The 25,488-nt window shown below is 44.2% G+C and carries 12 protein-coding genes; 11 read left to right on the top strand and 1 reads right to left on the bottom strand.

Annotated features, from left to right (window positions below; all coding sequences use genetic code 11):
- The first annotated feature begins 4 nt into the window (after positions 1–4).
- The 4 genes from ACSSS3_RS13950 (at position 5) to ACSSS3_RS13965 (ending at position 7,585) form a co-directional block, all read left to right on the top strand.
- Positions 5–1,489, top strand: coding sequence for a RagB/SusD family nutrient uptake outer membrane protein (locus ACSSS3_RS13950; protein WP_442845146.1), 1,485 nt, complete (start codon positions 5–7; stop codon positions 1,487–1,489).
- 91 nt (positions 1,490–1,580) lie between these two features.
- Positions 1,581–4,910 carry a VCBS repeat-containing protein gene (locus tag ACSSS3_RS13955; RefSeq protein WP_442845147.1) on the top strand — a complete coding sequence of 1,110 codons (3,330 nt, stop codon included), beginning with the start codon at positions 1,581–1,583 and terminating at the stop codon, positions 4,908–4,910.
- A gap of 82 nt (positions 4,911–4,992) precedes the next feature.
- Complete coding sequence (locus ACSSS3_RS13960) at positions 4,993–6,486, top strand: vanadium-dependent haloperoxidase (RefSeq protein WP_442845148.1); 1,494 nt, start codon at positions 4,993–4,995, stop codon at positions 6,484–6,486.
- A gap of 16 nt (positions 6,487–6,502) precedes the next feature.
- Entirely contained in the window at positions 6,503–7,585 is a 1,083-nt protein-coding gene (locus ACSSS3_RS13965; RefSeq protein WP_442845149.1) for an endo-1,4-beta-xylanase, read from the top strand.
- A gap of 2 nt (positions 7,586–7,587) precedes the next feature.
- Here ACSSS3_RS13965 and ACSSS3_RS13970 read toward each other — a convergent pair whose 3' ends face one another.
- Positions 7,588–11,721 (bottom strand): two-component regulator propeller domain-containing protein, encoded by a 4,134-nt coding sequence (locus ACSSS3_RS13970; protein WP_442845150.1) that lies wholly within the window; start codon positions 11,719–11,721, stop codon positions 7,588–7,590.
- A 395-nt stretch (positions 11,722–12,116) separates the two neighbouring features.
- On the opposite strand from ACSSS3_RS13970, the gene ACSSS3_RS13975 reads away from it, so the two are divergent.
- The 7 genes from ACSSS3_RS13975 to ACSSS3_RS14005 are packed head-to-tail and all read left to right on the top strand — an operon-like array spanning position 12,117 to position 25,453.
- The gene (locus tag ACSSS3_RS13975; RefSeq protein WP_442845151.1) at positions 12,117–14,051 is read left to right on the top strand and encodes a glycoside hydrolase family 97 catalytic domain-containing protein; all 1,935 of its coding nucleotides are present in this window, start codon (positions 12,117–12,119) and stop codon (positions 14,049–14,051) included.
- A gap of 4 nt (positions 14,052–14,055) precedes the next feature.
- Complete coding sequence (locus ACSSS3_RS13980; RefSeq protein WP_442845152.1) at positions 14,056–15,417, top strand: glycoside hydrolase family 43 protein; 1,362 nt, start codon at positions 14,056–14,058, stop codon at positions 15,415–15,417.
- 14 nt (positions 15,418–15,431) lie between these two features.
- The gene (locus tag ACSSS3_RS13985; RefSeq protein WP_442845153.1) at positions 15,432–17,873 is read left to right on the top strand and encodes a glycoside hydrolase family 95 protein; all 2,442 of its coding nucleotides are present in this window, start codon (positions 15,432–15,434) and stop codon (positions 17,871–17,873) included.
- Positions 17,874–17,882: 9 nt separating this feature from the next.
- Positions 17,883–20,519, top strand: a complete 2,637-nt coding sequence (gene xyl3A, locus ACSSS3_RS13990; protein ID WP_442845154.1) for a xylan 1,4-beta-xylosidase — start codon at positions 17,883–17,885, stop codon at positions 20,517–20,519.
- Positions 20,516–21,619: an alpha/beta hydrolase-fold protein gene (locus ACSSS3_RS13995; protein ID WP_442845155.1), complete on the top strand. Its 1,104-nt coding sequence runs from the start codon at positions 20,516–20,518 to the stop codon at positions 21,617–21,619. The genes xyl3A and ACSSS3_RS13995 overlap by 4 nt, the downstream gene beginning before the upstream one ends.
- A gap of 3 nt (positions 21,620–21,622) precedes the next feature.
- A complete protein-coding gene (locus ACSSS3_RS14000; RefSeq protein WP_442845156.1) occupies positions 21,623–22,759 on the top strand; it encodes an alpha/beta hydrolase-fold protein in 1,137 nt (378 codons plus the stop codon).
- 18 nt (positions 22,760–22,777) lie between these two features.
- Positions 22,778–25,453, top strand: a complete 2,676-nt coding sequence (locus ACSSS3_RS14005) for an alpha/beta hydrolase-fold protein (RefSeq protein WP_442845157.1) — start codon at positions 22,778–22,780, stop codon at positions 25,451–25,453.
- The last annotated feature ends 35 nt before the right edge of the window (positions 25,454–25,488 follow it).

The raw sequence follows: 25,488 nt of genomic DNA on the forward strand, positions 1-25,488 counted from the left end.
AATTATGAAAAACTATAAAATTTTTGCACTGTTTGCCCTGGTTTTTGTGGTGACACAGTCTTGCGACGAAAGTAATTTGGAACTTACTAATCCAAATGCTTTAAGTCCTGAAACATTTTTCACAAACGAGGGACAGGTTCGATCTGCAGTAAACGCTTCTTATGCTCAAAATCAAACTAATGCGCTTTACAGTCGACTCTTATTTTACATGTATGATAACATGGGGCAGGATAACAGTCCTAATCCACAGCAGGAAGCAAACAAATTAACCTATAGTAGGTTTACGTTTGACTCGAGTAACACCGAGATTGCTGATTTTTGGGATAGTTGTTTTAAAGGTGTGAACAAAGCTAATTTTGTAATTTCAAACATTGATCGTATCAATGAAATTCCGGAATCTATTCTATCAGAAAGACTGAAAAATAAATATATAGCGGAAGCACGGTTTTTAAGAGGTCATTATTATTTCTTACTAGCCACACGTTTTGGTGGTGTGCCGTTGTTTAGTGGTCTTCCTGAAAGTTCAGAAGGTTTGCCACGTGCTACGCGTGACGAAGTTTTTGCCCAGATTATTGAAGATTTTCGTTTTGCAGCAGATAATTTACTTGCAAGAGGTGAAGAATTGAATGGGCGAGCAACTAAAGGTGCGGCTTTAGCCTACCTGGGTAAAGCACTTTTGTTTCAAAAGCAATATGATCTGGCATATGATGCCTTTGATGATATCACCGGTTACGATTTAGAGGATAATTATTTTGACAACTTCAAGGAAGAAACAGAACACGGAATTGAGTCTCTTTTTGAAATTGAATTTGACCGCGCCATTGGTACAGCTAATAAATGGGATTCAAATGTTAGCGCACAGGGCTTTAATGAGTCTACCTTTAGAGGTCAGGATTATGGAGTATTAGATTGGTTTAATGTATACCCATCACAGGATTTATTAGATGAATATGAAGAAGGGGATATTCGCTCAGCCGAAAACTTTTACTTTGAAGGCGACACATACAACAATGGAGAGGGTGTGATTGTAGCAAGTGATTTATCAACAACAGCGGGAATACGTCCTGCAGGATGGAGAAAATATCAGAATTATTACCGTCGTAATGCAGAAGAGCAGGAATCTGGTATCAATTTTAAAGTGATTCGTTATGCAGATGTGTTATTGATGAAAGCTGAGGCTGCCAATGAAACAAACCGTACTCCGGAAGCTATTACTCTCATCAATCGTGTAAGAGAGCGCGCAGAGCTTGACCCTATAGATGATAATCTTAGTAAGCAACAGGTTTTTGACGCAATTGTACACGAACGTAAAGTGGAGCTAGCCGGTGAGCAGGTTCGCTTTGATGATATCATCAGATGGGGTATCGCAAGCACAGAACTAGCAGGTACCGGTTTCCAACAAGGGAAACATGAAGTTTGGCCTATACCGGATAGGGAAATAAGTGCCAATGACGCAATTAGTCAGGACGATCAGAATCCCGGTTATTAATTTGAATTGGTTTACCACAGAAGCAACACTATTTTTATAGTGTTGCTTCCGTGTTTTACAGCATTTATCTTTTTCTGAAACCTTTGTTTTTATGATACACCTTAGTTTGCGAATTGTTTTACTTGCCTGTTGTCTTCAGCTTTTGATTTCCTGTGGGAAAGAAGAGGAAGCAGCAGATAAGGCTGACGCTAAAGATTTTAAAATTTTCGAAAGTCTTGAGGCAGAAGCTACCGGAGTTTCGTTCACAAACACATTAACCGAAAACGATTCGCTTAACTATTTCACCTACAATTATATTTATATGGGTGGTGGTGTTGCGGCTGGAGATATCAACAATGATGGGCTTATAGATTTGTATTTTACCGGAAATCAGGTGCAGAATAAACTCTATCTCAACAAGGGAAATCTGCAATTTGAAGACATTACTTTGCCCGCAGGTGTGGGTGGAGATGGCCGCTGGTACACCGGGGTGACGATGGCCGATGTCAACGGGGATGGTTACCTCGATATCTATTGCTCGGTTAGCGGAAAATTTGAACCCAGAACTAATCAGTTATTCATCAATAATCAGGACAACACCTTTACAGAGCAAGCTAGCGCTTATGGACTGGCTGATGAAGGTAACAGTATTCAGGCAACGTTTTTTGACTACGATAAAGACGGCGACCTCGATATGTATCAGGCTAATTATCCTCCTACCAAATTCAGTTCACCAACCTGGGTCTATGAGCAGTATATGCGTAATCCTTCAGACCTGCAAACCGATCACCTCTACGAAAACACCAGTAACGGCTTTGTAGATGTGACCGATAAAGCCGGTTTGCGATCCTACAGCCTTTCGCTTAGCGCAACTATAGGCGACTTAAATAACGATGGCTGGCCCGATATTTACGTTTCCAGCGATTTCAATTCGCCAGACATGATGTATCTCAATAAAGGCGACGGCAATTTTAGTGAAGTGGTTAAAGAGGCCACGGCACAAACTGCATTTTACGGGATGGGGGTTGACATTGCCGACTTCAATAACGATGGTCTGCTCGATTTCTTTCAGGCCGATATGGATGCTAAAATCAACCGGCGCAAAAAGGCCAATATGGCGAGTATGAATGCCGATTTGTTTTGGAGTGTGGTAGATGCTGGGTTTCATTATCAATACATGCACAATTGCATGCAGATGAATAACGGGGTTTTTAATGCGGAAGGCATACCCGATTTTTCAAACATTTCCCGAATAACCGGAACATCTTCCACAGACTGGAGCTGGGGACCTTTGTTTGCCGATTTTGATAATGACGGTCTCAAAGATTTGTTCATCACAAACGGAACACGTCGCGAAATCAATGATAACGATTACTTCAACCGTATTGAAGAGAAAGGCGGCATAGCTCAGGATAGTTTACTGTTTTGGAGCCAAAACATCCCTGAAGAAAAGCTCGACAATTTTATGTTTCAGAATAAAGGCGATTATGCTTTTGAAAAGGCCAATGACTCCTGGAATATCAGTTTTAAAGGTTTCTCAAACGGCGGTATTTACGCAGATTTGGATAACGATGGCGATCTGGAACTGGTCACAAACAATATTGACGATCCCGCTTCGATATTCAACAATAAGTCTTCAGAGCGTTCAAATTTTTTGCGGATAAAGTTTAAAGGCGAAAGTGCCAATGCCATGGGTATTGGTAATCGTATCTATTTGAAGACAGGCGATACGACTCAAATGCAGGAGCTTACCCTTACCAGAGGTTTTCAATCCTCGGTGGCGCCTGTATTGTATTTTGGGCTGAACAAGATCGAAAACATTGATGAAGTTCGTGTGGTGTGGACGAGTGGTAAAGAAGAAGTACTTCGGGATGTTACAGCAAATCAGGAATTGGTTTTTGACGAAAAAAACGCAGTACAACCCGATGCGTCTCTATTAAAGCCTCAGAATGAAAGGCTGTTTGCTCAGGCCGGGGAGGGCATGTTTCCAGATTATTTACACACTGAAAATACCTATGATGATTTTAAAAATCAGGTATTACTACCTCATAAAATGTCTGAATTTGGTCCTGCTTTAGCAGTTGGCGATGTTAATAATGACGGTTTGCAGGATTATTTTCTAGGAGGTGCAAAAGATCAGGAAGCCTCGCTCTTTATCCAGGAGCAGTCGGGAATAAGCCGCAAAGCTGTAGCCGCTTTTACGAAAGATAAAATCTATGAAGACATCGATGCTGCATTTTTCGATGCAGATGGGGATGGTGACCAGGATTTGTATGTGGTAAGCGGTGGTTATGAGTTTGATCAAAGTTCGCCATTGCTTAATGACCGCTTGTATTTAAATGACGGTAAAGGCGGTTTTAGCCTTGCTGAAGGTGCCCTGCCTGATTTAAAATCCAGTGGTGCCAGGGTTTATGCGGAAGATTTTGATGGTGATGGGAAACAGGATCTTCTGGTTTTGGGTCGCCAGACTCCGGGGAAATATCCGTTCCCGGCATCTTCATACCTGCTGAAAAATACCGGGACCAGGGCTAATCCTAAATTTGAAGTCGCAAAAGATATGCAACCCGAAGCTTTTAAAAATTTAGGCATGGCTACAGCCGCATCTGTTTCCGACTTTAATGGAGATAACAGACCTGATATCATCATCGTAGGGGAGTGGATGCCCATACGTTTATTTGAAAATACCGAAAACGGTTTTGTTGAGGTTTCTAAACAGGTCCTACCGGCTAAAGATACCACCGGATGGTGGTGGAGTATTGCTTCAGGTGATTTTGACGGGGATGGAGATGTTGATTATCTGTTAGGCAATAACGGACTTAATTATAAATACAAAGCTTCAGAAGAAGAACCATTTGATATCTATGCCGGGGATTTTGACAGCAACGAAAACCAGGACATTGTACTCGGCTATTACAATGACGGTAAGCAATATCCCTTGCGTGGCAGACAGTGCTCCTCGCAGCAAATTCCGGGCATAAAACAGAAATTTAAAGACTACGCGAGTTTTTCTGAAGCTACTTTAGATGAGGTATATCCTGAAAAGTTATTGAACAGCGCCTTGCATTATCAGGTAAAATCCTTCGCTAGTATCTATCTGGAAAATGATGAGGGTAAAATGATTGTGCATGAATTGCCTCGTGCTGCGCAATTGTCTAGTGTAACCGGTATTGTTGTTAAGGATTTTAATAACGACGGAAACCTGGATGCTCTTCTGGCCGGTAATTTATACCAGTCTGAGATTGAAACTCCCCGAAACGATGCTTTTAAAGGGGTGCTATTGGCGGGTGATGGTAAAGGTGGTTTTGCAGCAATACGAGCGGCAAAAAGCGGTGTTTTTCTTCCGGGAGATGTAAAAGCTCTTAAGCCTTATCGCAAGGGCTCTGAAGACTATATTTTAGCGGCTAAAAATTCAGATTACCTTCAGGCGTTAAAAGTGAACTGATTTCTGTAAAAAAGAATACAGGTGTTTTTTATACACTAAATATAATTTTGTTTCTTTATATGTTATTTTTTAAGAATTTATTATGAAATTTTTCATTTCTAAAAAGCGCTTCAGCCTGCTGGTTTTAGTGCTGGTTTTCAGTTCGGTTATCGCTAATGCGCAGGACTATGTGCCTGTGATGACTTTAGAAAATCGTCTTGATGATATGGATGATCAGAACCTGGCCTACCAATGGTCTGAAATGGCTATACTGGCTACCGCAAACGATACCGATCGTATCGCTCCCCGGCCAACAGTAACTTCCCGTTTTCTCGCTCTGATTTTTGTAGCGGTTTTTGACGCCTGGTCTGCTTTTGATGATGCGGCAATCCCGGTTTATATGGAGGGCTACGATAAGTTTCCGTCTGAAGCACAAACTCTGGTTAATAAAGAAAAGGCAATAAGCTATGCTGCTTATCATACCTTAAGAGAATATTATCCCTACGACAGCCTTCAGTTTAAAAAATTTATGCTGCACCTGGGGTACGATCCTGATGATACTTCTTTAGATCCCACCACAGCTGTAGGTATTGGCAATCTGGCGGCGCAGGCAACCATTAAAGCCCGTTACCATGATGGTTCTAATCAATACGGGGAAGTAGAAGGATTTTCTAAACCTTATTCAGATTATACAAATTACAAACCGGTAAATACGGTAGATCAGCTCAACGATTACGACCGCTGGCAACCCAAGTATTTTACACGGGATTCCGGCGAAAAATTTGCACCCAGCTGCCTTACACCGTATTGGCAACTGGTAAAACCAATCGCGCTTAAGAGTGCCGATCAGTTCAGACCCGGGCCACCCCCCAAAGTAGGATCAGAACAGCTTCAAAAAGAAGTGGAAGAGGTGGTTGAACTGCAGGCCAATCTTACAGACGAGCAACGTGCACTTGTAGAATTTATGCGTGATGGTCCGCAATCTGTGCAACAGGCAGGACACTGGCTTAAGTTTGCCCAGCAGGTTTCAAAACGTGACAATCATAGCCTTGATGAGGATGTCAAAATGTTTTTTGCCAATCAGGTTACGGCTATGGATGCGTTTATTGCTTCCTGGGATTCTAAAATGTTTTACGACTCTGCCAGACCTTTTGCATTGGTACATCACTATTTCAAAGGAAAAGAAATCACCGGATGGAAAGGCCCCGGCCTGGGTACCGGCACGATCAAAGGAGAAGAATGGAGACCTTATTCACCCTCGGCTTTTCTTTGCCCGCCCTTTCCCAGCTATACCTCCGGTCACAGTACCATAAGCGGTGCCTGCGCCGAACTTTTAAAATTATGGACCGGCAGTGACTATCTGGACGTGCAGGTAGAATTGGTTCCGGGTGCTTTAACAGAGCCTCAGGCATTGGGAGAGCCCATCATTCTTGATTTTCCCACCTTTACGCAAGCCGCAGAAATGGCCGGGATTTCCCGGGTAATGGGCGGCTATCACATACAGGCAGATAATATTGCCGGTCTGGAGCTTGGCCGCGCCGTGGCGCATCAGGTTTGGGATTTTTACAACTATCATACAGGACAATCCAATTACTAATTACAAAAATGAACTAATGCAAAAAACAGCAGCAGCTTACTCCACATTAATGATTTTAAGTCTGATCTTTTTTATCGGATGCGTTTCAGAAAAATCTGAAGAAAAAAAAGGTCTGAAAGACTTCAGTTCATTTCCCATTGGTGGAGCCGTTGAAATACGGCAGGTGCTGCAGGATACCGCATTAGAAGCCATTATTCTCGAGAACTTCACCAGTATTACCGCTACTTCAGATATGAAGATGTACGCTATTGCTCCGGAAGAAGGAAACTACAAGTGGGATCGCGCAGATAGTCTGGTAGCTTTTAGCCAAAGAAATGATTTGCGTCTTTTTGGCCATACTTTGGTATGGCATTCGGGGACACCGCGCTGGGTTTTTCAAAAGGGTACAGAAGATAGCCTCTGGCTGGATGATTTTCTTAAGACCTACATTCAGGATTACGTGGGCCGTTACAAAGGGAAAGTAGCTGCCTGGGATGTGGTTAATGAAGGTTTTGATACGCAGGGTGGCGAGTACAGAAAAACCCTTTGGTACAACAAATTAGGAAAGGAATACATCGCGAATGCCTTTAGATACGCTCACGAGGCAGACCCTGAAGCAGATTTATTCTACAATGATTTTAATCTGGAGCGTGATACGGCAAAACTTAACGGAGTGCTTAAAATGATTGAAGAACTTAAGGCAGATGATGTGCCCATTACCGGCCTTGGGGTTCAAATGCATCTGCGTATGGATATTCCCGATAGTCTAATACGTGAAAGTGTGCGTAAGATGGCTGCAACCGGATTAAAAATTCATTTTTCGGAACTGGATATCATCTTCAATACGCACGATGATACCCGTGGAGGTGGGGAGCAATTGTACAGCAGCGTCACCCCAAAAATGTTAGAGCAACAGGCTCAAAAGTATGAGATGGTTGCAAAAATTTATAAGGAAGAAGTGCCGGTTTCGCAGCAGTTTGGGATTACATTCTGGGATTTTACAGACCGCGATACCTGGATCAATCCGTTTTTTGACCTTAAAGACTGGCCTACCATTTATGATGAAAAACTGGAACCCAAACCTGCCTATTTCGGTTTTAGAAAAGGTCTTTCAGAATAACCTCATTTAATGTCTGTAGGAAGTTTTCCAAATTCGGCTTTAAAGCAACGTGTAAAATAGGAGGGCGTGGCAAAGCCTACTTTATAGCCTACTTCACTTACCGATTCTACGCCGTTTTCCAGAAGCTCTTTAGCCTTTTCCAGACGTATTTTTCGTATAAATTCATTAGCAGTCTGGCCCGTAAGCGCCTTGATTTTGCGGTAAAGCTGACTGCGGCTCAGCGACAGTTCATCAGCCAGATTTTCTACATTGAGCTTGGGATCACTAATGTTCTGGTAGATGTAGTTTATGACTTTAGCTATAAATTTTTTGTCTAAAGAGCTGCTGTTAAGCTTCAGATCTGCCGTGCTCAGCTCCTGAAAATATTTGGTAAACAGTTTTTGCCTGTTGGCGATGAGCTGTTTAAGCTGGGAGCGCACAATTTTTATATTAAACGGCTTATTAATATAGGCATCTGCACCGGCATCAAGACCGGCGAGCCAGTCGTCTGTCTGGGCTTTTGCCGTAAGCATAAGTACGGGTATATGGCTGGTTTTAATATCATTTTTCAGCTTGCGACAAAAGGTGACCCCATCCATTTGCGGCATCAGCACATCGGTAAGAATAACATCAGGTATAAATTTTTGAGCCAGGTTAAGTCCTTCCTCACCATTGATGGCTTCGATTATTTTATACGATGTTTTAAGCTGTTCTTTAAGGTATTTACGCAATTCAAAATTATCTTCAATAATAAGCAGCGTATTTAGTTTATCTCCTTTTTTGATTTCAGGTAAGGATTTCTGGGAGGTGGTAATTTCTTCGGGAACGGGCGTTTCCGTAATTTCTGCTTCGGGAACGAGATCGGTAACCGATATGAGTTCCTGAGCAGAGAAATGCGCCTTGCCGAGACCCAGATAAATTCTAAAGCTTGTCCCTTTATGAACCTTGCTGCTCACTTCAATTTTACCTTTATTCATAATCAAAAAGCTGCGCACCACCTCGAGACCAATACCCGTGCCCCCATAGTACTGCTTATTCATCCCTTCTACCTGGTAAAAAGGGTCGAAAACTTTCTCAATCTCTTCTTTTGGAATACCAAAGCCGGTGTCTTCTACCTGAATTTCTAAGGCTTCTACAGGAGTTTCAGAGGAGATTTCCGGAAGGATGATCGGGGAGTCTGTGCGTCTTAGCCCTACTGAAACCAAACCATGATCGGGTGTCGCCTTAAAGGCGTTGGAGAGCAGGTTAAAAATGATTTTTTCCAGCATTCCCGGGTCTGCGTACACGTGCAAATCTTCTTCTTCAGATGCTATTTCAAGCGCGATATTACGCTGAAAGGCCTCTTCCTTAAAATGTGCGACAATTTGTTCGCAAAAGGGGGTGATGGCTATTTTTTCAACTTTTAGCGTTGTTTTATTAAACTGAAGTTTTCTAAAATCCATCAATTCATTGATCAATCGAATCAATCTTTCGGTATTTCTAAAAATGCTCCTGTGCTTTTCGGCAATAGCCTTTGGAAAAGTGTATTCTTTATTGGTGATGATATCCTCAATCGGATTTTTGATCAGGGTCAACGGGGTGCGAAACTCGTGGGAAATATTTGTAAAAAACTGAAGTTTCCTGTTGTTAAGCTCTTCTTCCTGCCGGCGCTTATCGCGCTCGTATTGAATAAGTCGCTTTTCCGCAATCCTGCTTTGAGTAAATTGATAGGCTATGTAGGCCAAAATAAGGCTGAGCAGGATATAAAGTAAAATGGCCCAGGTTTGCTTATACCAGGGGTGTAAGAGGCTTATGCTTAATGCGATGGGCTCCTCGGTCCAAACCCCGTCATTATTTGCGGCTTTGACCTTGAAGGTGTAATTCCCGGGAGGGATATTGGTATAGGTTGCGCTTTTGGCATTGCCCACATAGTTCCAGGAATTATCAAAACCTTCGAGAATATAGGCATAGCTGTTGTCTGAAGGTCTTGTAAAATCTATCGCAGCATATTCAATGGTAAATACCGATTGATGCGGTTTTAGAGTAAGCTTTCGGGTTGAAAACAGGACCTCGTGTAATGGCGAATTCTCCGTCTTTGGCCCCACTTTTTCATTAAACAATCGCAGTTCGGCAAAATACAGATCGGGTTGTTGCATAGAGCTGTTAATCGCAGCAGGGTCAAAGTAATTGATGCCTTTGTAATTGCCAAAATACAACCTGCCCTGATCGTCTTTTAAAACCGAATTGTTATGAAAGTCATTGGCCAGAAGCCCGTCATTTACCGTGTAATTAATAACCTCTTCACTTTTGGGATCGAAGTTTGAAAGCCCATTATTCCCGGCAAGCCACAATCGGTTTTGAGAATCACTTATGATCGAAGCAATAGTTTGTTTCTCTATAACATCCTGAAACCAGACGTAAGAGCCTGTTTTCTTATCGTATTTACATAAACCACCTCCGTCTGTACCAATCCATAAATTGCGATCATCATCTAGAAACAGAGACAGAATGTAGTATTGTAAATCCTCGCTATCCCTGTCAGCGTACATTCGGGCATTTTGTGATTGAACCTCGTAGCCGTCAGCCTTCTTTTTAACTGTAAAAAGACCTTTGGTTGTGCCAACCCAAAGCATGTCATTTTGATCGATAACTACTTTACGCACATCACAGTTGGCCATCCCGGCACTGCTGAACGCTTCACCGTCCAGGCGTTCAAATTGATTTGTTTTGGGATCGAAGGTGATTAGACCGGCATTAAATGTGCCTATGTAAATCGTACCCTGCGAGTCTTCGGCAAAGCAAATGGTACTGCGCGATGCCAGACCATTTTGACCGGTATAATTAGTAAATTGTTTAGTTCCTTTTTTGAGAAAAAATATTCCGGCATTCCACGATCCGGCCCACAAATTATCCTTACTGTCAAGAAAAAGTGCCTGAATATCGCTGGTGGTAAGGCCTGTTGCGATAGGGTTGTCAGGATCTATTAAATGGGTAAAGCTGCCGTTCTTTTTATCGTAAACGTCAATACCACCCCCGTCCATACCTATCCAAAGCCTCGAATTGTCATCTTCAAGTATTCCGGTAACCGAGCCGTCCTGTAGCGATTCAGTTTTGTATGGAATGCTTTCCAGATCCTTAAATTTATCAAAATCAGGATCATAAAAACTGATGCCGTCGCTGTAATAACCCATCCAGATGCGATCATCTTTATCTACAAAAAGACTCCAGATAGAGTTTGATTGAATGAGGTTGTCTCCAAATTTACTGTGGGTATAATTGTCCAGCGGGCGACCCTCCTGGTTGAGGATAAAGAGGCCGTCATTTTCGGTACCAACCAGGATCTTGCCGTAATCGATTTCGGTAATTGAAAGAATACGTTTTGTAGTAATGGGAAGCTCCCGGTAGTTGTACAGTTTTTCATTTAAGTCAAGCCGAAATAAGCCGTTACTGTATGTGCCAATCCAAAGATTGCCGTTGGCGTCTGCACGTATCTTGCTGATGTGATAGGGTATACGTGATTTAGTTCCGTTTAAGATAAACTCGCTTCGGTCGATTTGCCTGGTTTGCTCATTGTATTCAAACAAGCCTAATGAGGTACCCAAATAGATTTTAGACTGAACTATTTCAATACTGTTAAATCTGAGCCAGTCATTATTTATCGGGATTTTAAAGGGAATGGGGTCAATTTTTCCACTTTGTTTATTCACCTGGTATACGCCATTATTATGCGAACCTACAATTAAAGTGCTGTCGTTGAGACTGCTTACACAGTGAATGGCGAAGGGTTTTTCATTTTCCGCGATTAGCAGACTGGTGTTCTCAAAATCATCGGTTTCGGGCCGGTAGCGGTTTAAGCCTTTTTCGGTACCCAGCCAGATAGTACCCGTAGCATCAGTGTAAATCGCGTGCACCAGGGAGCTGCTTAGCGACCGGGCATCCTTCCAGCTCTCTTTATAAGAGGTAAAGTTACTGCCGTCGTACTTAAATAATCCTGCCCCGTAAGTTGAAAACCACAGAAATCCATTGGTGTCCTGCGCAAATGCCGTTACTGCACGCTGCACCGGAAGGTTTTTGACCTCGGTAAATTGAAGTTTCTCCTTTAATTCCTGAGCTTTCAGGTCTAAAGATCCGATGGCGCAGAAGAGTAAAATCGAAAAAAATATGCGGTTAACTATCATAAGTAAACGTGTACTCAGGCTATGCTCAAGGATAAGAACAATGACGTTTTTAAGCTGCTTTAAATCACTTTAAAACGGTCTGACCGGTTAAATTTAATCGAAGCTAGTGCTATTTGATCAGCTATTATTAGGGGTGTTCAGACTTTTTCTAAAAAACGGATGGATCAACTATTCGTATCAATGAGGCCTTTTGATGTAATTATTTTGAAATACTGTTTATGTAAAATGACTTTTGATGAGTATATGCTAAAAATAATTGGTGTCCAAACTTTAGAAACCTAAGCATAAATGTAATCAAAACACTTTTTGTAATTTACGCTTTTTAGGCTTATAGTCTTTTAAACCATTTGAAAATTTTTTAGTCTAACCCGTAGATGGAATCTTTTAGCAAAATTATGAAGAGAAGTTTTACAGCATTATTAATCGGTTTTGGCCTTAGCCTTTATGCCCAAAAAGAAACGATAACCAGCCCCGAAGGATCCCTTGAGGTTGCCGTCGATGTAATGGATGGCAATCTGGTCTATTCGGTAAATTATGATGACACAGAGCTATTTACAAATGCCCCTTTAGGCTTTGTTACAAACGAAGGGGATTTCAGCAAAGGTTTGGTTTTTGTGGAAGCTGTAAAGGATGCTGTTAGTAAAACGTACGAGCAGGATAAAATCAAACAATCTCAAGTTACGTATAACGCAAACACCCTTCGGTATACGGTACGTGATTCTAAAGACCGCCGGTTTTCTGTTTTAGTTCAGGTAGGCGATAACGATATCGCTTTCCGGTATGAGATTGATAAATGGGGCGAAACCCGTGCTATTGTTGTAGAAAAAGAACTTACCGGCTTTAGCTTTCCGCAGGAAACCACTTCTTTTTTATCTAATGTGATGCGGCCAATGACCGGTTTTGCACGTACCGCTCCCAGTTATGAGTCGGCTTACACGGCAGACAAGCCCATAGCTGAACAAACCGCAGCGGGTGGTTATGTTTTTCCCGCACTCTATAAAATTAAGGATGAATATTGGGTTTTGCTTTCCGAAACCGGCGTGCGCAGTTTATATCCCGCTTCGCACTTAAGCGCGTATCAGGATGGTACTTTTTATATTGAATACCCCAATGAAAAAGAGAACAACGGTTTTGGCAGCAGCGGTGCACAGTTGGGCCTTCCGGGTATAACGCCCTGGCGTACAATCACCGTGGGCAAAAGCTTAAAACCTGTGGTAGAAACCACAATTCCCTGGGATGTGGTTGAGCCGCTTTACGAGCCTTCGCAGGAATACGAATATGGTAAAGGCAGCTGGAGCTGGATCATCTGGCAGGACGCCAGTATGAATTACGAAGACCAAAAAGCCTATGTGGATCTGGCAGCGGCAATGGATTTTAAATACATTCTCATAGATGCCTGGTGGGATGAGCGCATTGGTTATGAGCGTATGAAAGAACTTATTGATTACGCTGCTTCTAAAGATGTGGGCGTTTTTCTTTGGTACAACTCCAATGGGATTGTAAACGACGCCTTCCAGACTCCGCTAAATAAAATGAACACTTCAATTGAGCGTAAAAAAGAGATGAAATGGCTTCAGGAAGCCGGTGTGAAAGGGCTTAAAGTAGACTTTTTTGGTGGCGATAAGCAGGAAACTATGCGCATGTATGAAGATATTCTTTCAGACGCTAATGATTATGGACTGATGATTATCTTTCACGGTACCACCCTGCCCCGCGGATGGGAGCGTATGTATCCCAATTTTGTGGGTAGCGAAGCGGTTGTAGCTTCAGAAATGCTGGTTTTTGTGGAAGATGTACGTAAAAGAGAGGCCTATAACGCTACTTTGCATCCCTTCATTCGCAACGCTGTCGCCAGTATGGAATTTGGTGGCGTGGTGCTCAACGACTACTTAAATAGAGGAAACAAATCCGGACAAAAACGGCTGACGACTGATGCCTTCCAATTGGCGACGGGCGTGTTGTTTCAAAACCCGGTACAAATGTTTGCGCTTACGCCAAATAATCTGGACGATGCACCGAAGTTTCAGCTCGATTTCCTCAAAGAATTACCTACCACCTGGGATGAAACCCGTTTTATGGATGGCTATCCCGGAAAGTTTTCGGTACTGGCAAGGCGAAATGCAGACACCTGGTATGTTGTGGGGGTAAATGCCGAAGCCGAGCCTAAAAAATTGAATTTGGAACTTCCTTTTTTGGCGGGCAAAACCGTGAGCCTTATCAATGATGATAAAAATGGCGAAACTTCTACCCAAAAGATTAAGATTCCTAAAAACGGAAAACTAAACCTGACGATGCAATCGGGAGGTGGTTTTGTAATTGTAAATGAATAAAACGATGAAGAAAAAAAATCTTTTTCAACTGTTAAGCTTACTGGCTTTTACTACGGTTTTCGCCCAGAATCCCATTATACAAACCAATTATACGGCAGATCCTGCTCCTATGGTTTCTAACGGTAAGGTTTATCTGTATACCTCACACGATGAGGACGATTCTACCTGGTTTACGATGGATGACTGGCGCCTGTATACCACAGAAGATATGGTAAACTGGACCGATCATGGTACTGTGCTGAGCTATAAGGATTTTGACTGGGCGCAGCGCAATGCCTGGGCTCCGGTTACTACAGAGCGGGACGGTAAGTTTTATATGTATGTGCCTATCACAGATCGAAACGGGCAAAACGGAATTGGTGTTGCGGTGAGCGATAGTCCATACGGCCCTTTTATAGACCCATTAGGAAAACCACTCGTTCAGGAAAGTCAGGCAGATATTGATCCCGCGGTGTTTGTAGATGATGACGGGCAGGCTTATTTGTTCTGGGGAAATCCCGTGTGTTATTACGCAAAGCTTAATGAAGATATGATCACGCTGGGAAGCGAAATTCAGCAAATTCCCAATACGATAGAAGCATTTGGGAAGCGGGAAGGGGAACCTAATGAACGACGTCCCACGACCTATGAAGAAGGTCCCTGGGTTTATAAACGCGACGGGTTATACTATCTTATTTTCGCCGCAGGGCCATTACCAGAGCACCTGGGCTATTCTACAAGCAAAAACATAACCGGACCGTATACCTACCAGGGCAAAGTGATGGCCAGACAGGGCGGGGCATTTACAAACCATCCGGGGGTGATAGATTATAAAGGGAAAACCTATCTGTTCTATCACAATGCAGCACTTCCCGGGGGTAGCGGCTTTACGCGTTCGGTGGCAGTTGAAGAGTTGAAAATTGATAAAGATGGAACTATCCCGGAGCTTCAAATGACAGATGGGATTGAGAAAAGTTTGCAGGTTTTAAATCCTTTTATAAAAACCGAAGCGGAAACCATTGCCTGGTCTGAGGGCGTCAAAGCTCACAAGAATGAGAACGTTGGTGTTTTTGTGACCGCAATGAAAAATGATGCTTACATCAAAGTAAAGGATGTTGATTTCAGAGCCGAAGGAGCAACCCGTTTTACCGCCCGTGTGGGAACCACCCACAACAGCGATGTAAGTATGGAAGTTCACCTGGACAGCAAAGAGGGGCCGCTGGTAACCGCTTTTAAGGTACCGATGACGGGAGGCGACGACCGCTGGGCTTTGGTTTCTCAGGAGATTGAAAAAGTAAGCGGCGTGCACGACCTCTATTTCGTTTTTAAAGGAAAAGCAGCAACTAAAATTATGTTCTTCGATTACTATATGTTTTCAGAGAACTAAATTCAATTAAGACTATGAACATCAAGAGCAGCATTTTTCTGATTTTTCTGAGCTTTTCGGCTTTTGCCCAACAGCCTGATATGACGCTGCGTTATGATGAACCCGCTAAACTTTGGGTGGAAGCGCTTCCGGTTGGGAACGGCCGTCTGGGCGCTATGATTTATGGCGATCCGGGTCACGAGATCCTTCAGTTGAATGAAAATACACTCTGGGCCGGGCAGCCGTATCGTAACGATAATCCGCAGGCTAAAGAAGCCCTGCCTCAGGTACGCCAACTTATTTTTGACGGAAACTATGCGGAAGCTGAGGATTTGGTCAATCAAAAATTTTTTAGCGGTAAAAGCGGAATGCCCTATCAAACGCTCGGGAAACTTCATTTGGACTTTAAAAATACAGGAGCAGTAACCGATTACGAGCGCACCTTAGACCTGGAAACGGCTGTGGCAACCACGCAATGGTCGCGAGATGATGTCGCTTATACAATGGAAGTTTTTTCTTCTTTCCCCGATCAGGTTATTGTGGTTCAACTTACCGCAAGTGAATCGGGAAAACTCAATTTTGCAGCTTCTTTAACCAGAGAGGAGCGAGCCACTTCTTTTGTTGATGATGAAAATACACTTCGTTTACAGGGAACTTCGAGCGATCACGAGGGTGTTGTAGGTGCCGTACAATTTGAAGCGCAGGTAAAAGCAAAAACCAGTGGCGGAAGCCTTTCGCAAAGCGAAAACAAATTGGAAATCACCAACGCAGATGCTGCCACTTTATACATCTCGATGGCTACCAATTTTAAAAGCTATAACGATATCGGTGGGGATGCAGAAGCTAAAGCAATGTCTTTTTTAAAGGGCGCTTCTCAAAAGGAATTTGAAGATTTAAAGCGTGCACATATAGCAGATTATCAATCCTATTTCAATCGGGTTCAATTCAGTCTGGGCGAAATCACTTTCAACTCGGAAACCACAGATGCGCGCGTTGCTAATTTTAAAGACGGAACCGATCTGGCCCTGGTGCCTTTGTATTTTCAGTTTGGGCGGTATCTGCTCATTTCGTCTTCGCGCCCCGGCGGCCAACCGGCCAATTTACAGGGTATTTGGGCAAATGACTTAAAACCGGTCTGGGACAGTAAATACACCATAAACATCAATACTGAAATGAATTATTGGCCGTCTGAAAGCACCAATCTTTCAGAACTCCACGAGCCTTTGATTCAAATGATTCGCGAATTGTCTGAAACCGGAAAGCAAACTGCGAGCGACATGTACGGAGCTTCAGGCTGGGTTGCCCATCACAATACTGATATCTGGCGCATTACCGGTCCGGTAGATGCGGCTTTCTGGGGAATGTGGCCTATGGGCGGCGCCTGGCTTTCGCAGCATTTGTTTGATAAGTATGAATACACAGGCGATACGCAATTTTTAGATTCGGTTTATCCCATTTTGGAAGGTTCAGCACGCTTTTTACAGGATTTTTTGGTTGAAGAACCCAGGCATAACTGGTTGGTGATTGCGCCTTCCATATCACCTGAAAATGCACCTTATAGCGATCATCCTGAATCGGTTACTGCCGGAGCTACTATGGATAATCAGTTGGTTTACGATGTGTTTACTAAAACCCTGAGAGCTTCAAAAATTCTAAATAAAGAAAGTGAACTTTTAACTCAGATTGAAGCCAGCCTGAAGCGTTTGCCACCTATGCAAATTGGCAAATGGGGACAATTACAGGAGTGGATGTACGACTGGGATAATCCCGAAGATAATCATCGCCATGTATCGCATTTATACGGCCTGTATCCTTCCAATCAAATTTCGCCCTATCGCACCCCTCAGCTTTTCAAGGCGGCAAAAACGTCTTTGTTAGCACGTGGTGATGAGTCTACCGGCTGGTCTATGGGCTGGAAAGTCAATCTCTGGGCACGCCTGCTCGACGGCAATCATGCGTATAAACTCATTCAGGATCAATTGACACCATCCATTCAGCCTGATGGCAAACAACGCGGAGGTACCTATCCCAATTTATTCGACGCGCACCCGCCCTTTCAGATTGATGGGAATTTTGGCTGCACGGCCGGGATTGCTGAAATGCTGGTACAAAGTCACGATGGTGCCATTCATATCTTACCGGCCTTACCCGATGCCTGGAATAAAGGCTCGATAAACGGACTTAAAACCCGTGGTGGTTTTCAGGTAGATCTGGAATGGGAAAATAGCCAGGCCAAAACAATTAAAATTACATCCACATTGGGAGGCCTTTGCCACATCCGTTCGCACGAGCCTTTAAAAGGCGAGGGTTTATCAGAAATTACTAGAGAAGTTGAAAATGGATTTTTCCAAACTCCTGAAATCCCTGAACCCCTGATTGCAAATCCACAGGAATTGAAAAAGCTGGAACTCAAACCTGTTTTTGAATACGAATTACAAACTAAACCCGGACAAACCTATATACTGACCACAGGTTAAACTTTTAAAATGAAAAAATTTGAATCTCTTATTGCCATCCAACGAGGGTTAAGCATACTGGTTTTTAGCTTTGTTTTTACGGCACTAAGCGCCCAGGATTATCCCTATCAAAACCCTGCACTTTCGCCTGAAGAACGTGCTGAAGATTTGGTAAGCAGGCTTACGATTGAAGAAAAAGCAACCTTGATGTGTGACGTTTCTGACGCGATTCCACGTCTGGGCATCAAGAAATTCAACTGGTGGAGCGAGGCGCTGCATGGCTTTGCAAATACCAATGATGTTACCGTATTCCCCGAACCGGTGGGAATGGCCGCTTCTTTTGATGATGAGCTGGTATTTAAGATTTTTGATGCAACTTCAGATGAGGCCCGTGCCAAATACCATCAGGCGATGCGCAATGGCGAAGAAAACAGGCGGTTTATGAGCCTTTCGGTGTGGACGCCTAATGTAAATATCTTCCGGGACCCGCGTTGGGGGCGTGGTCAGGAAACCTACGGTGAAGACCCATACCTCACTTCGCGAATGGGTGTACAGGTCGTCAAAGGACTTCAGGGCCCTGAAGATGCCAAATACCGAAAACTACTGGCCTGCGCCAAACACTACGCGGTGCACTCGGGCCCCGAATGGAGTCGGCATGAACTCAACCTAAACAACATTTCACAGCGGGATTTATGGGAAACCTATTTGCCTGCGTTTAAGTCTCTGGTACAGGATGCAGATGTGCGTCAGGTTATGTGTGCCTATCAGCGATTGGATGATGAACCCTGCTGCGGCAGTGACCGTCTTTTACAACAAATCCTTCGCGATCAGTGGGGCTTTGAGCATCTGGTGGTATCCGATTGTGGGGCTATTCAGGATTTTTTTACCTCGCATAACGTCTCTTCCGATGCGGTTCACGCTGCCGCGAAAGGGGTACTGGCCGGGACAGATGTAGAATGCCAGTGGAATAACCACAATTACAAACTCCTGCCCGAAGCTGTAAAACGCGGTCTGGTGCAGGAAGAAGAAATTGATATCCGCGTTAAGCGGGTGCTCAAAGGCCGTTTTGAGTTGGGCGAAATGGATCCCGATTCCATTGTGCCCTGGGCGCAGATTCCGGCTTCGGTGATCAATAGCGAAAAGCACCGCCAGCTCGCACTGGAGATGGCCCGGAAATCGATGACCTTACTTCAGAATAAAAACAAGGTTCTTCCGCTTAATAAGACCCTAGATAAAATCGCCGTGCTGGGGCCTAATGCTGATGATGAGCCCATGCTTTGGGGAAATTACAACGGTACTCCGGTGCGCACCATTACTATCCTGGACGGAATTAAATCTAAAGTAGGCGAGGAGCGCATCGTATACGATCAGGCTTGTGATCTGGTGGAAGATAAAGTAACTGAAAGCTATTTTTCAAAAATTGGTATTGCTGGTAAAAAAGGCTTTAAAGCGACCTATTGGAATACGCCCGATTACAGCGGACCGGTCATTGCCGAAACTTACATTACCAATCCGCTTAAACTCACCACTGCAGGGCAGCTGGAGTTTGCTTCAGGCGTAAATCTGGAAGGTTTTTCAGCCAGTTACGTAACCGAATATACAGCAGATAAAGACGAGGAACTCGCGTTCAAATTTGGCGCAACCGGTCATTTTGAACTGTTTGTAAACGGAAAATCCCTTAGAGCAACCAACAATTGGCGAACGCTTCCTTCAACACTTCCGTTTCCCGTAGAAAAAGGAAAAACCTATAACATTGAAATCAAGTATGCCCAATTGAACAACTGGGAGGCCAATCTGGAGTTCAATTTTGGGAAAGAAATCCCGGTAGACTTTACCGGTCTGATTGCCAAATTAGAAGGTATTGAAACGGTAATTTTCGTAGGCGGACTCTCCACCTTACTGGAAGGTGAGGAGATGCCGGTAAATTATCCCGGTTTTAAAGGTGGTGACCGTACCGATATCGAGCTCCCTGCGGTGCAGCGCAACTGTCTGAAGGCTTTAAAAGATGCCGGTAAAACTGTGATTTTTGTAAACAATTCCGGTTCTGCTATTGGTTTGGTCCCCGAGACTCAGACTTGCGACGCTATTCTGCAGTCATGGTACGGCGGCGAATCGGGTGGGCAGGCCGTAGCCGATGTACTTTTTGGCGATTACAATCCTTCCGGAAAATTACCGGTTACCTTTTACCGCGATACCACCCAGCTTGCCGATTTTGAAGATTATGCTATGGATGGTCGTACCTATAGGTATATGAAGGAAGAGCCGCTATTCAAGTTTGGTTTCGGCTTAAGTTATACCACGTTTGAAATTGGCGAAGCTTCTGTTCCAAAAACGGAAATCGCAAAAGGGCAGCCTTTGCAATTTACGGTTCCGGTTAAAAATACCGGGGATCGCAGTGGTACCGAAATCCTTCAGGTGTACCTCAGAAAAACCGATGATGCCGATGGGCCCATTAAAACCCTGAAACAGTTTAAACGAGTCGAACTTCAACCGGGAGCACAACAGCAGATTGCAGTCGTGATCGAACCCGAATCGTTTCAGTTTTATAGTGAAGAAAAGCTTGAAATGACAGCCGAACCCGGAGAATACCAGATCTTTTATGGCAACAGCTCTGATGAGGCCGACTTAAAAACATTCTCCATAAACCTTAAACAACCGCAATTATGAAAAAACTCGCAGTACTTTTTTTGTGCCTGAATTTCTTATGGTCTTTTGGACAAGAAGCTATTCAGGAAGATTTTAAACCTTCCACATTAAATCAGCCCGGTCAGGAATACCCGATGGTCAACTCCCAGGGCTATGTGCGTTTTAAAATTAAAGCCCCGGCTGCTGACAGCATTTCGGTAAGCTTAGGTTTGGGAGGGCGTGGCGGTACTAAACTCACTAAAAATGAAGAAGGTTTCTGGACCGGAACCACCGAAGGCCCAATGGATGAAGGCTTTCATTATTACCACCTTACCGTTGACGGCGGTACATTTAATGATCCCGGAGCAAAAAACTACTACGGTTCGGTGCGCTGGGAAAGCGGAATCGAGATTCCCGCACACGACGAGGAATTTTACGCGTTAAAAGATGTGCCACACGGTGCGGTACAACAGATCTTTTTTCTTTCACCGAGCACCAATACTTCGCGTCGCGCTTTTGTGTACACTCCGCCGGGCTATCACTTGAATACCGATAAGGAATATCCGGTACTGTACCTGCAACACGGTTGGGGCGAGGATGAAACCGCCTGGATGAATCAGGGGCGTGCCAATTTAATTATGGACAATCTGATTGCAGAAGGCAAAATTGAGCCTTTTATCATTGTGAATACCTACGGAATGACCAACGAAATCAAATGGGGTGGTATTCGCGATTTTGATATCAAATACTTTCAGACCGTTCTTACCGAAGAATTGATTCCTTATATAGACTCACACTTCCGTACGCTCGACAATCCTGAAAACCGCGCGATGGCCGGCCTTTCAATGGGCGGAATGGAAACCCGAATGATCACGATGAACAAGCCCGGCCTGTTTCAGTATTACGGTCTCTTAAGCGGCGGAACGTATAGCCCGGAAGATTTAAAAGAGCACGAAGATTTGAAGCTTGTTTTTCTGAGTGCCGGAAGCAAGGAAAATCCGGATCGGGTAAAGCAGGCAGCAAAAGCCCTAAACGATGCCGGAATCAAGTCAGTTTCTTATGTTTCTGCGGGTACCGCGCACGAATTTTTAACCTGGAGACGCAGCCTGTATCAAATGGCTCCACTTTTATTCAACGAATAACGTATGAAAACACTACAACATATTACCTGTCTTTTTTGGCTTGCCGGTCTCAGTTTAGTTCAGGCTCAGGAATACAAACCCTCTTCGGTAAATCAGGCGGGGAAAGCCTTTCCGCAGGTGAATGCCGAAGGCCGGGTGCGCGCACAAATTTCAGCTCCCGAAGCTACTTCGGTTAAACTTGATATTGGCGGTGTCAAATACGAAATGACCAAAGACACAGAAGGCATCTGGACGGGCGAGTCGGCTCCTCAGGATGTGGGCTTCCATTATTACCAGCTCAATATAGACGGTGCTTCGGTACCTGATCCCGGAACCAAATACTTTTACGGTGCAGGCCGTTGGGGGAGTGGTATCGAGATCCCGGCTCCGGACGATGCTATTTTCGCCATGCGAAAAGTCCCTCACGGAAAAGTTGTGGAAAACCTGTATTTCTCTGAAATCACCCAGCAGTGGAGACGCAATTTTATCTACCTCCCGCCGGGTTATACCACTTCAGATAAAAATTATCCCGTGCTCTATTTGCAGCACGGAAGCTATGAAGATGAAACCGGCTGGTCTTCACAGGGTCACGCCAATCTTATTTTGGACAACCTGATCGCTGATGGTGAGGCCGAGCCGATGATTATCGTGATGGATAACGGCTACGCGTATAAGCCTGATGCACCCAAAGAAGGCAGACCCGAATCGGTTTTTGAGGAGGTAATGCTCAAAGAAATCATCCCGATGACCGATGCCGAGTTTAGAACCCTTGCAGACCGCGAGCATCGCGCCATCGCCGGACTTTCCATGGGAGCTAATCAAACGATGCGCATCCTAATGAACAACCTGGATACTTTCTCGTATTACGGTGGGTTTAGCGGTACGGCAAACTTCGGTATTGAAGGCGCTATTGATGTAGATACCTTTTTAAATGGTGCGTTTAGTGATGGTGCACAGGTTGATGAGCAGCTTAACCTGTTATGGCTGGGACTGGGTACCAAAGAACCGGAACGTTTTCCGAAGACGATAAATGCTTTTGTTGATATGCTCAAGGCTCAGGAAATAACGTACACGCTTTACGAATCACCGGAAACCGCACACGAGTGGCACACCTGGAGACGCTGTTTGCATCAATTTGCTCAACAATTATTTAAAGACTAACCGAAAACCAATTCCATTATGAAAAAATACTTTTTACTATTCGGTTTACTCATTCTGTCTTGCAGCACCGGTTGGTCGCAGGATGAAAACTTTCACATCTATCTGGCTTTCGGTCAGTCTAATATGGAGGGTCACGCCCGTTTTGAAGCCCGGGATACTGTTGTTAACGATCGCTTTAAAGTGATGCAGGCGGTAGATTGCCCCGATCTGGATCGTGAAAAAGGCAACTGGTACACCGCCAAACCGCCTTTATGCCGTTGTAAAACCGGCTTAACACCTACAGATTATTTTGGCCGCGAACTTCTTGAAAATTTACCCGAAAAGGTAAATGTCGGGGTGATCAATGTGTCGGTAGGCGGTTGTAAGATTGAATTGTTCGACAAAGACAACTTTGAGTCTTACGTAGAGACTTCACCAGACTGGCTGAAGAATATGGTAAAGGAATACGATGGCAATCCCTATGCGCGCCTGGTCGAAATGGCCAAGCTGGCTCAAAAGGATGGCGTGATCAAAGGTATTTTGTTACATCAGGGAGAGTCAAACACCGGTGACAGTCTTTGGCCTCAAAAAGTAAAAGGCGTTTACGATAACCTGATCAAAGACCTGAAACTCGATCCTAAAAAGGTTCCGCTTATTGCCGGTGAACTTGTGAGTGAAGGGCAGGGTGGGGCTTGCGCCAGCATGAATCCTATCATCAGGACGCTGCCGAATGTGATACCGAATTCCTATGTGGTTTCTTCAGAAGATTGCGAGGCGATTGCAGATCATTTGCATTTTTCCGCCGCAGGCTATAGAAAACTGGGCAGACGTTACGGCGAGCAGATGCTCAAGCTTTTAGGCTATCCCAAACTGGTTAAAGAAGCTCCCAAGGGTTTTGATGTGCTTCAAAGCGAGATCAAACACGGAACTATAGACACCATTCAATATCCTTCTAAAACGGTGGGAACAAACCGAAAAGCTTTGGTATATACCCCTCCCGGTTATACAAAAGGCAAGAAATACCCGGTGCTTTATTTGCTGCACGGAATTGGCGGCGATCATTTGGAATGGCTGAAAGGCGGGCATCCTGAAGTCATTTTAGATAATTTATATGCAAACGGTGAGGCCGAACCGATGATCGTCGTGATGCCAAACGGACGCGCGATGAAAGACGACCGCGCGGTTGGCGATATAATGGCACTTCCTAAAGTGCAGGCTTTTGCCACATTTGAGCAGGATTTACTAAACGATTTGATTCCATATATCGAAAAGAATTATCCGGTGAAAAAAGACCGGGAGCACCGCGCCATAGCCGGTTTATCAATGGGTGGCGGACAGTCGCTTAATTTTGGCTTAGGTAATCTGGACACCTTCTCGTATGTAGGCGGATTTTCTTCGGCGCCCAATACCAAAGCCCCTGAAGTTTTGGTCCCCGATCCAAAAGCAGCCCGCGAAAAACTGAACCTGCTTTGGATTTCCTGCGGAGATGCAGACCGTCTGTTGCGTTTTAGCGAACGCACCCACGAGTACCTGGTTGAAAATGATGTGCCTCACGTGTACTACATCGAGCCGGGGGATCACAATTTCAAGGTCTGGAAAAACGGCCTCTATATGTTTGCCAAACTCCTTTTTAAACCGGTAGATGAATCGCTTTTTACGAAGTATAGTCTGTTGGGTACACCGGCTTCCACCAATATGCGCAATGCAAAATATCCGCAGTTGATGCCAGATGGCAGTGCGATTTTCAGGCTGAAAGCTCCCGATGCTAAACGCGTGCAGCTTGATTTAGCCAAAAAATACGATATGGATAAGAATACCGAAGGCGTTTGGGAAGTGCGTACCGATTCGCTAACGGAAGGATTACACTACTATTCCCTGTTGATTGATGGGGTTGCCGTTGCAGATCCTTCCAGCAAGACGTTTTACGGCATGGGTCGAATGGCCAGCGGGATTGAGGTTCCGTTTACAGGCGATGATTATTATGCTTTGAAGGAAGTTCCACACGGAGATATCCGAATAAAACAATACTATTCACCCGTGCTGAACAGCTGGCGTCAGTTTTATATGTACACGCCGCCGGGTTACGAAAGCAGTGATGAAGAATATCCCGTTTTATACATTATGCACGGTGGAGGTGAGGACGAAAGCGGCTGGGCGATGCAGGGCAAAACCAATTTGATTCTCGATAATTTAATCGCTGAAGGCAAAGCAAAACCCATGATCGTAATAATGCCCGATGGTAATATGCCAGCTTCAGCCTTTACGGAAATGGGCCTGCAAATGTTTACAAACGAACTGAATGACGGTTTAATCCCTTTCGTAGAAAAAAACTACAGGATTAAAGAAGGTTCTCAAAATCGCGCTTTGGCAGGGCTTAGTATGGGCGGAATCCAAACGCTTTTTACGGGTATTCAAAATACCGATATGTTTGATTATCTGGGCGTTTTCAGCTCCGGTTGGTTTGCCAATGATGATTCCATTTCCGGAAAGCAATACGAGTTTATGAAAGAAAACGCAGACCAGATCAATGAGAATCTCAAAGAATTCTGGGTTGCGATGGGAGGACAGGAAGATATCGCTTACAACAATTGCAAGGTGATGCTGCAAAAGTTTGACGAGATGGGCATTGAGTACACCTATTCGGAATATCCGGGCGGGCACACCTGGCCCGTATGGCGCAACAACCTGTTTACTTTTGCCTCTTTACTTTTTTAAATCCAACGCAGAGGATTCGACATAAATTGATCAAA

Origin of the sequence: Leeuwenhoekiella sp. H156, assembly GCF_052218455.1 — a bacterium.
GTDB classification, from domain to species: Bacteria; Bacteroidota; Bacteroidia; order Flavobacteriales; family Flavobacteriaceae; genus Leeuwenhoekiella; species Leeuwenhoekiella parthenopeia.

What these genes read in the sequence shown, in the direction of transcription:
- ACSSS3_RS13965 (WP_442845149.1), top strand. Translation starts at nt 6,503, where the DNA reads ATGCAAAAAACAGCAGCAGCTTACTCCACATTAATGATTTTAAGTCTG.
- ACSSS3_RS14000 (WP_442845156.1), top strand. Translation starts at nt 21,623, where the DNA reads ATGAAAACACTACAACATATTACCTGTCTTTTTTGGCTTGCCGGTCTC.
- ACSSS3_RS13955 (WP_442845147.1), top strand. Translation starts at nt 1,581, where the DNA reads ATGATACACCTTAGTTTGCGAATTGTTTTACTTGCCTGTTGTCTTCAG.
- ACSSS3_RS13950 (WP_442845146.1), top strand. Translation starts at nt 5, where the DNA reads ATGAAAAACTATAAAATTTTTGCACTGTTTGCCCTGGTTTTTGTGGTG.
- ACSSS3_RS13975 (WP_442845151.1), top strand. Translation starts at nt 12,117, where the DNA reads ATGAAGAGAAGTTTTACAGCATTATTAATCGGTTTTGGCCTTAGCCTT.
- ACSSS3_RS13995 (WP_442845155.1), top strand. Translation starts at nt 20,516, where the DNA reads ATGAAAAAACTCGCAGTACTTTTTTTGTGCCTGAATTTCTTATGGTCT.
- ACSSS3_RS13985 (WP_442845153.1), top strand. Translation starts at nt 15,432, where the DNA reads ATGAACATCAAGAGCAGCATTTTTCTGATTTTTCTGAGCTTTTCGGCT.
- ACSSS3_RS14005 (WP_442845157.1), top strand. Translation starts at nt 22,778, where the DNA reads ATGAAAAAATACTTTTTACTATTCGGTTTACTCATTCTGTCTTGCAGC.
- xyl3A (WP_442845154.1), top strand. Translation starts at nt 17,883, where the DNA reads ATGAAAAAATTTGAATCTCTTATTGCCATCCAACGAGGGTTAAGCATA.
- ACSSS3_RS13960 (WP_442845148.1), top strand. Translation starts at nt 4,993, where the DNA reads ATGAAATTTTTCATTTCTAAAAAGCGCTTCAGCCTGCTGGTTTTAGTG.
- ACSSS3_RS13980 (WP_442845152.1), top strand. Translation starts at nt 14,056, where the DNA reads ATGAAGAAAAAAAATCTTTTTCAACTGTTAAGCTTACTGGCTTTTACT.
- ACSSS3_RS13970 (WP_442845150.1), bottom strand. Translation starts at nt 11,721, where the DNA reads ATGATAGTTAACCGCATATTTTTTTCGATTTTACTCTTCTGCGCCATC.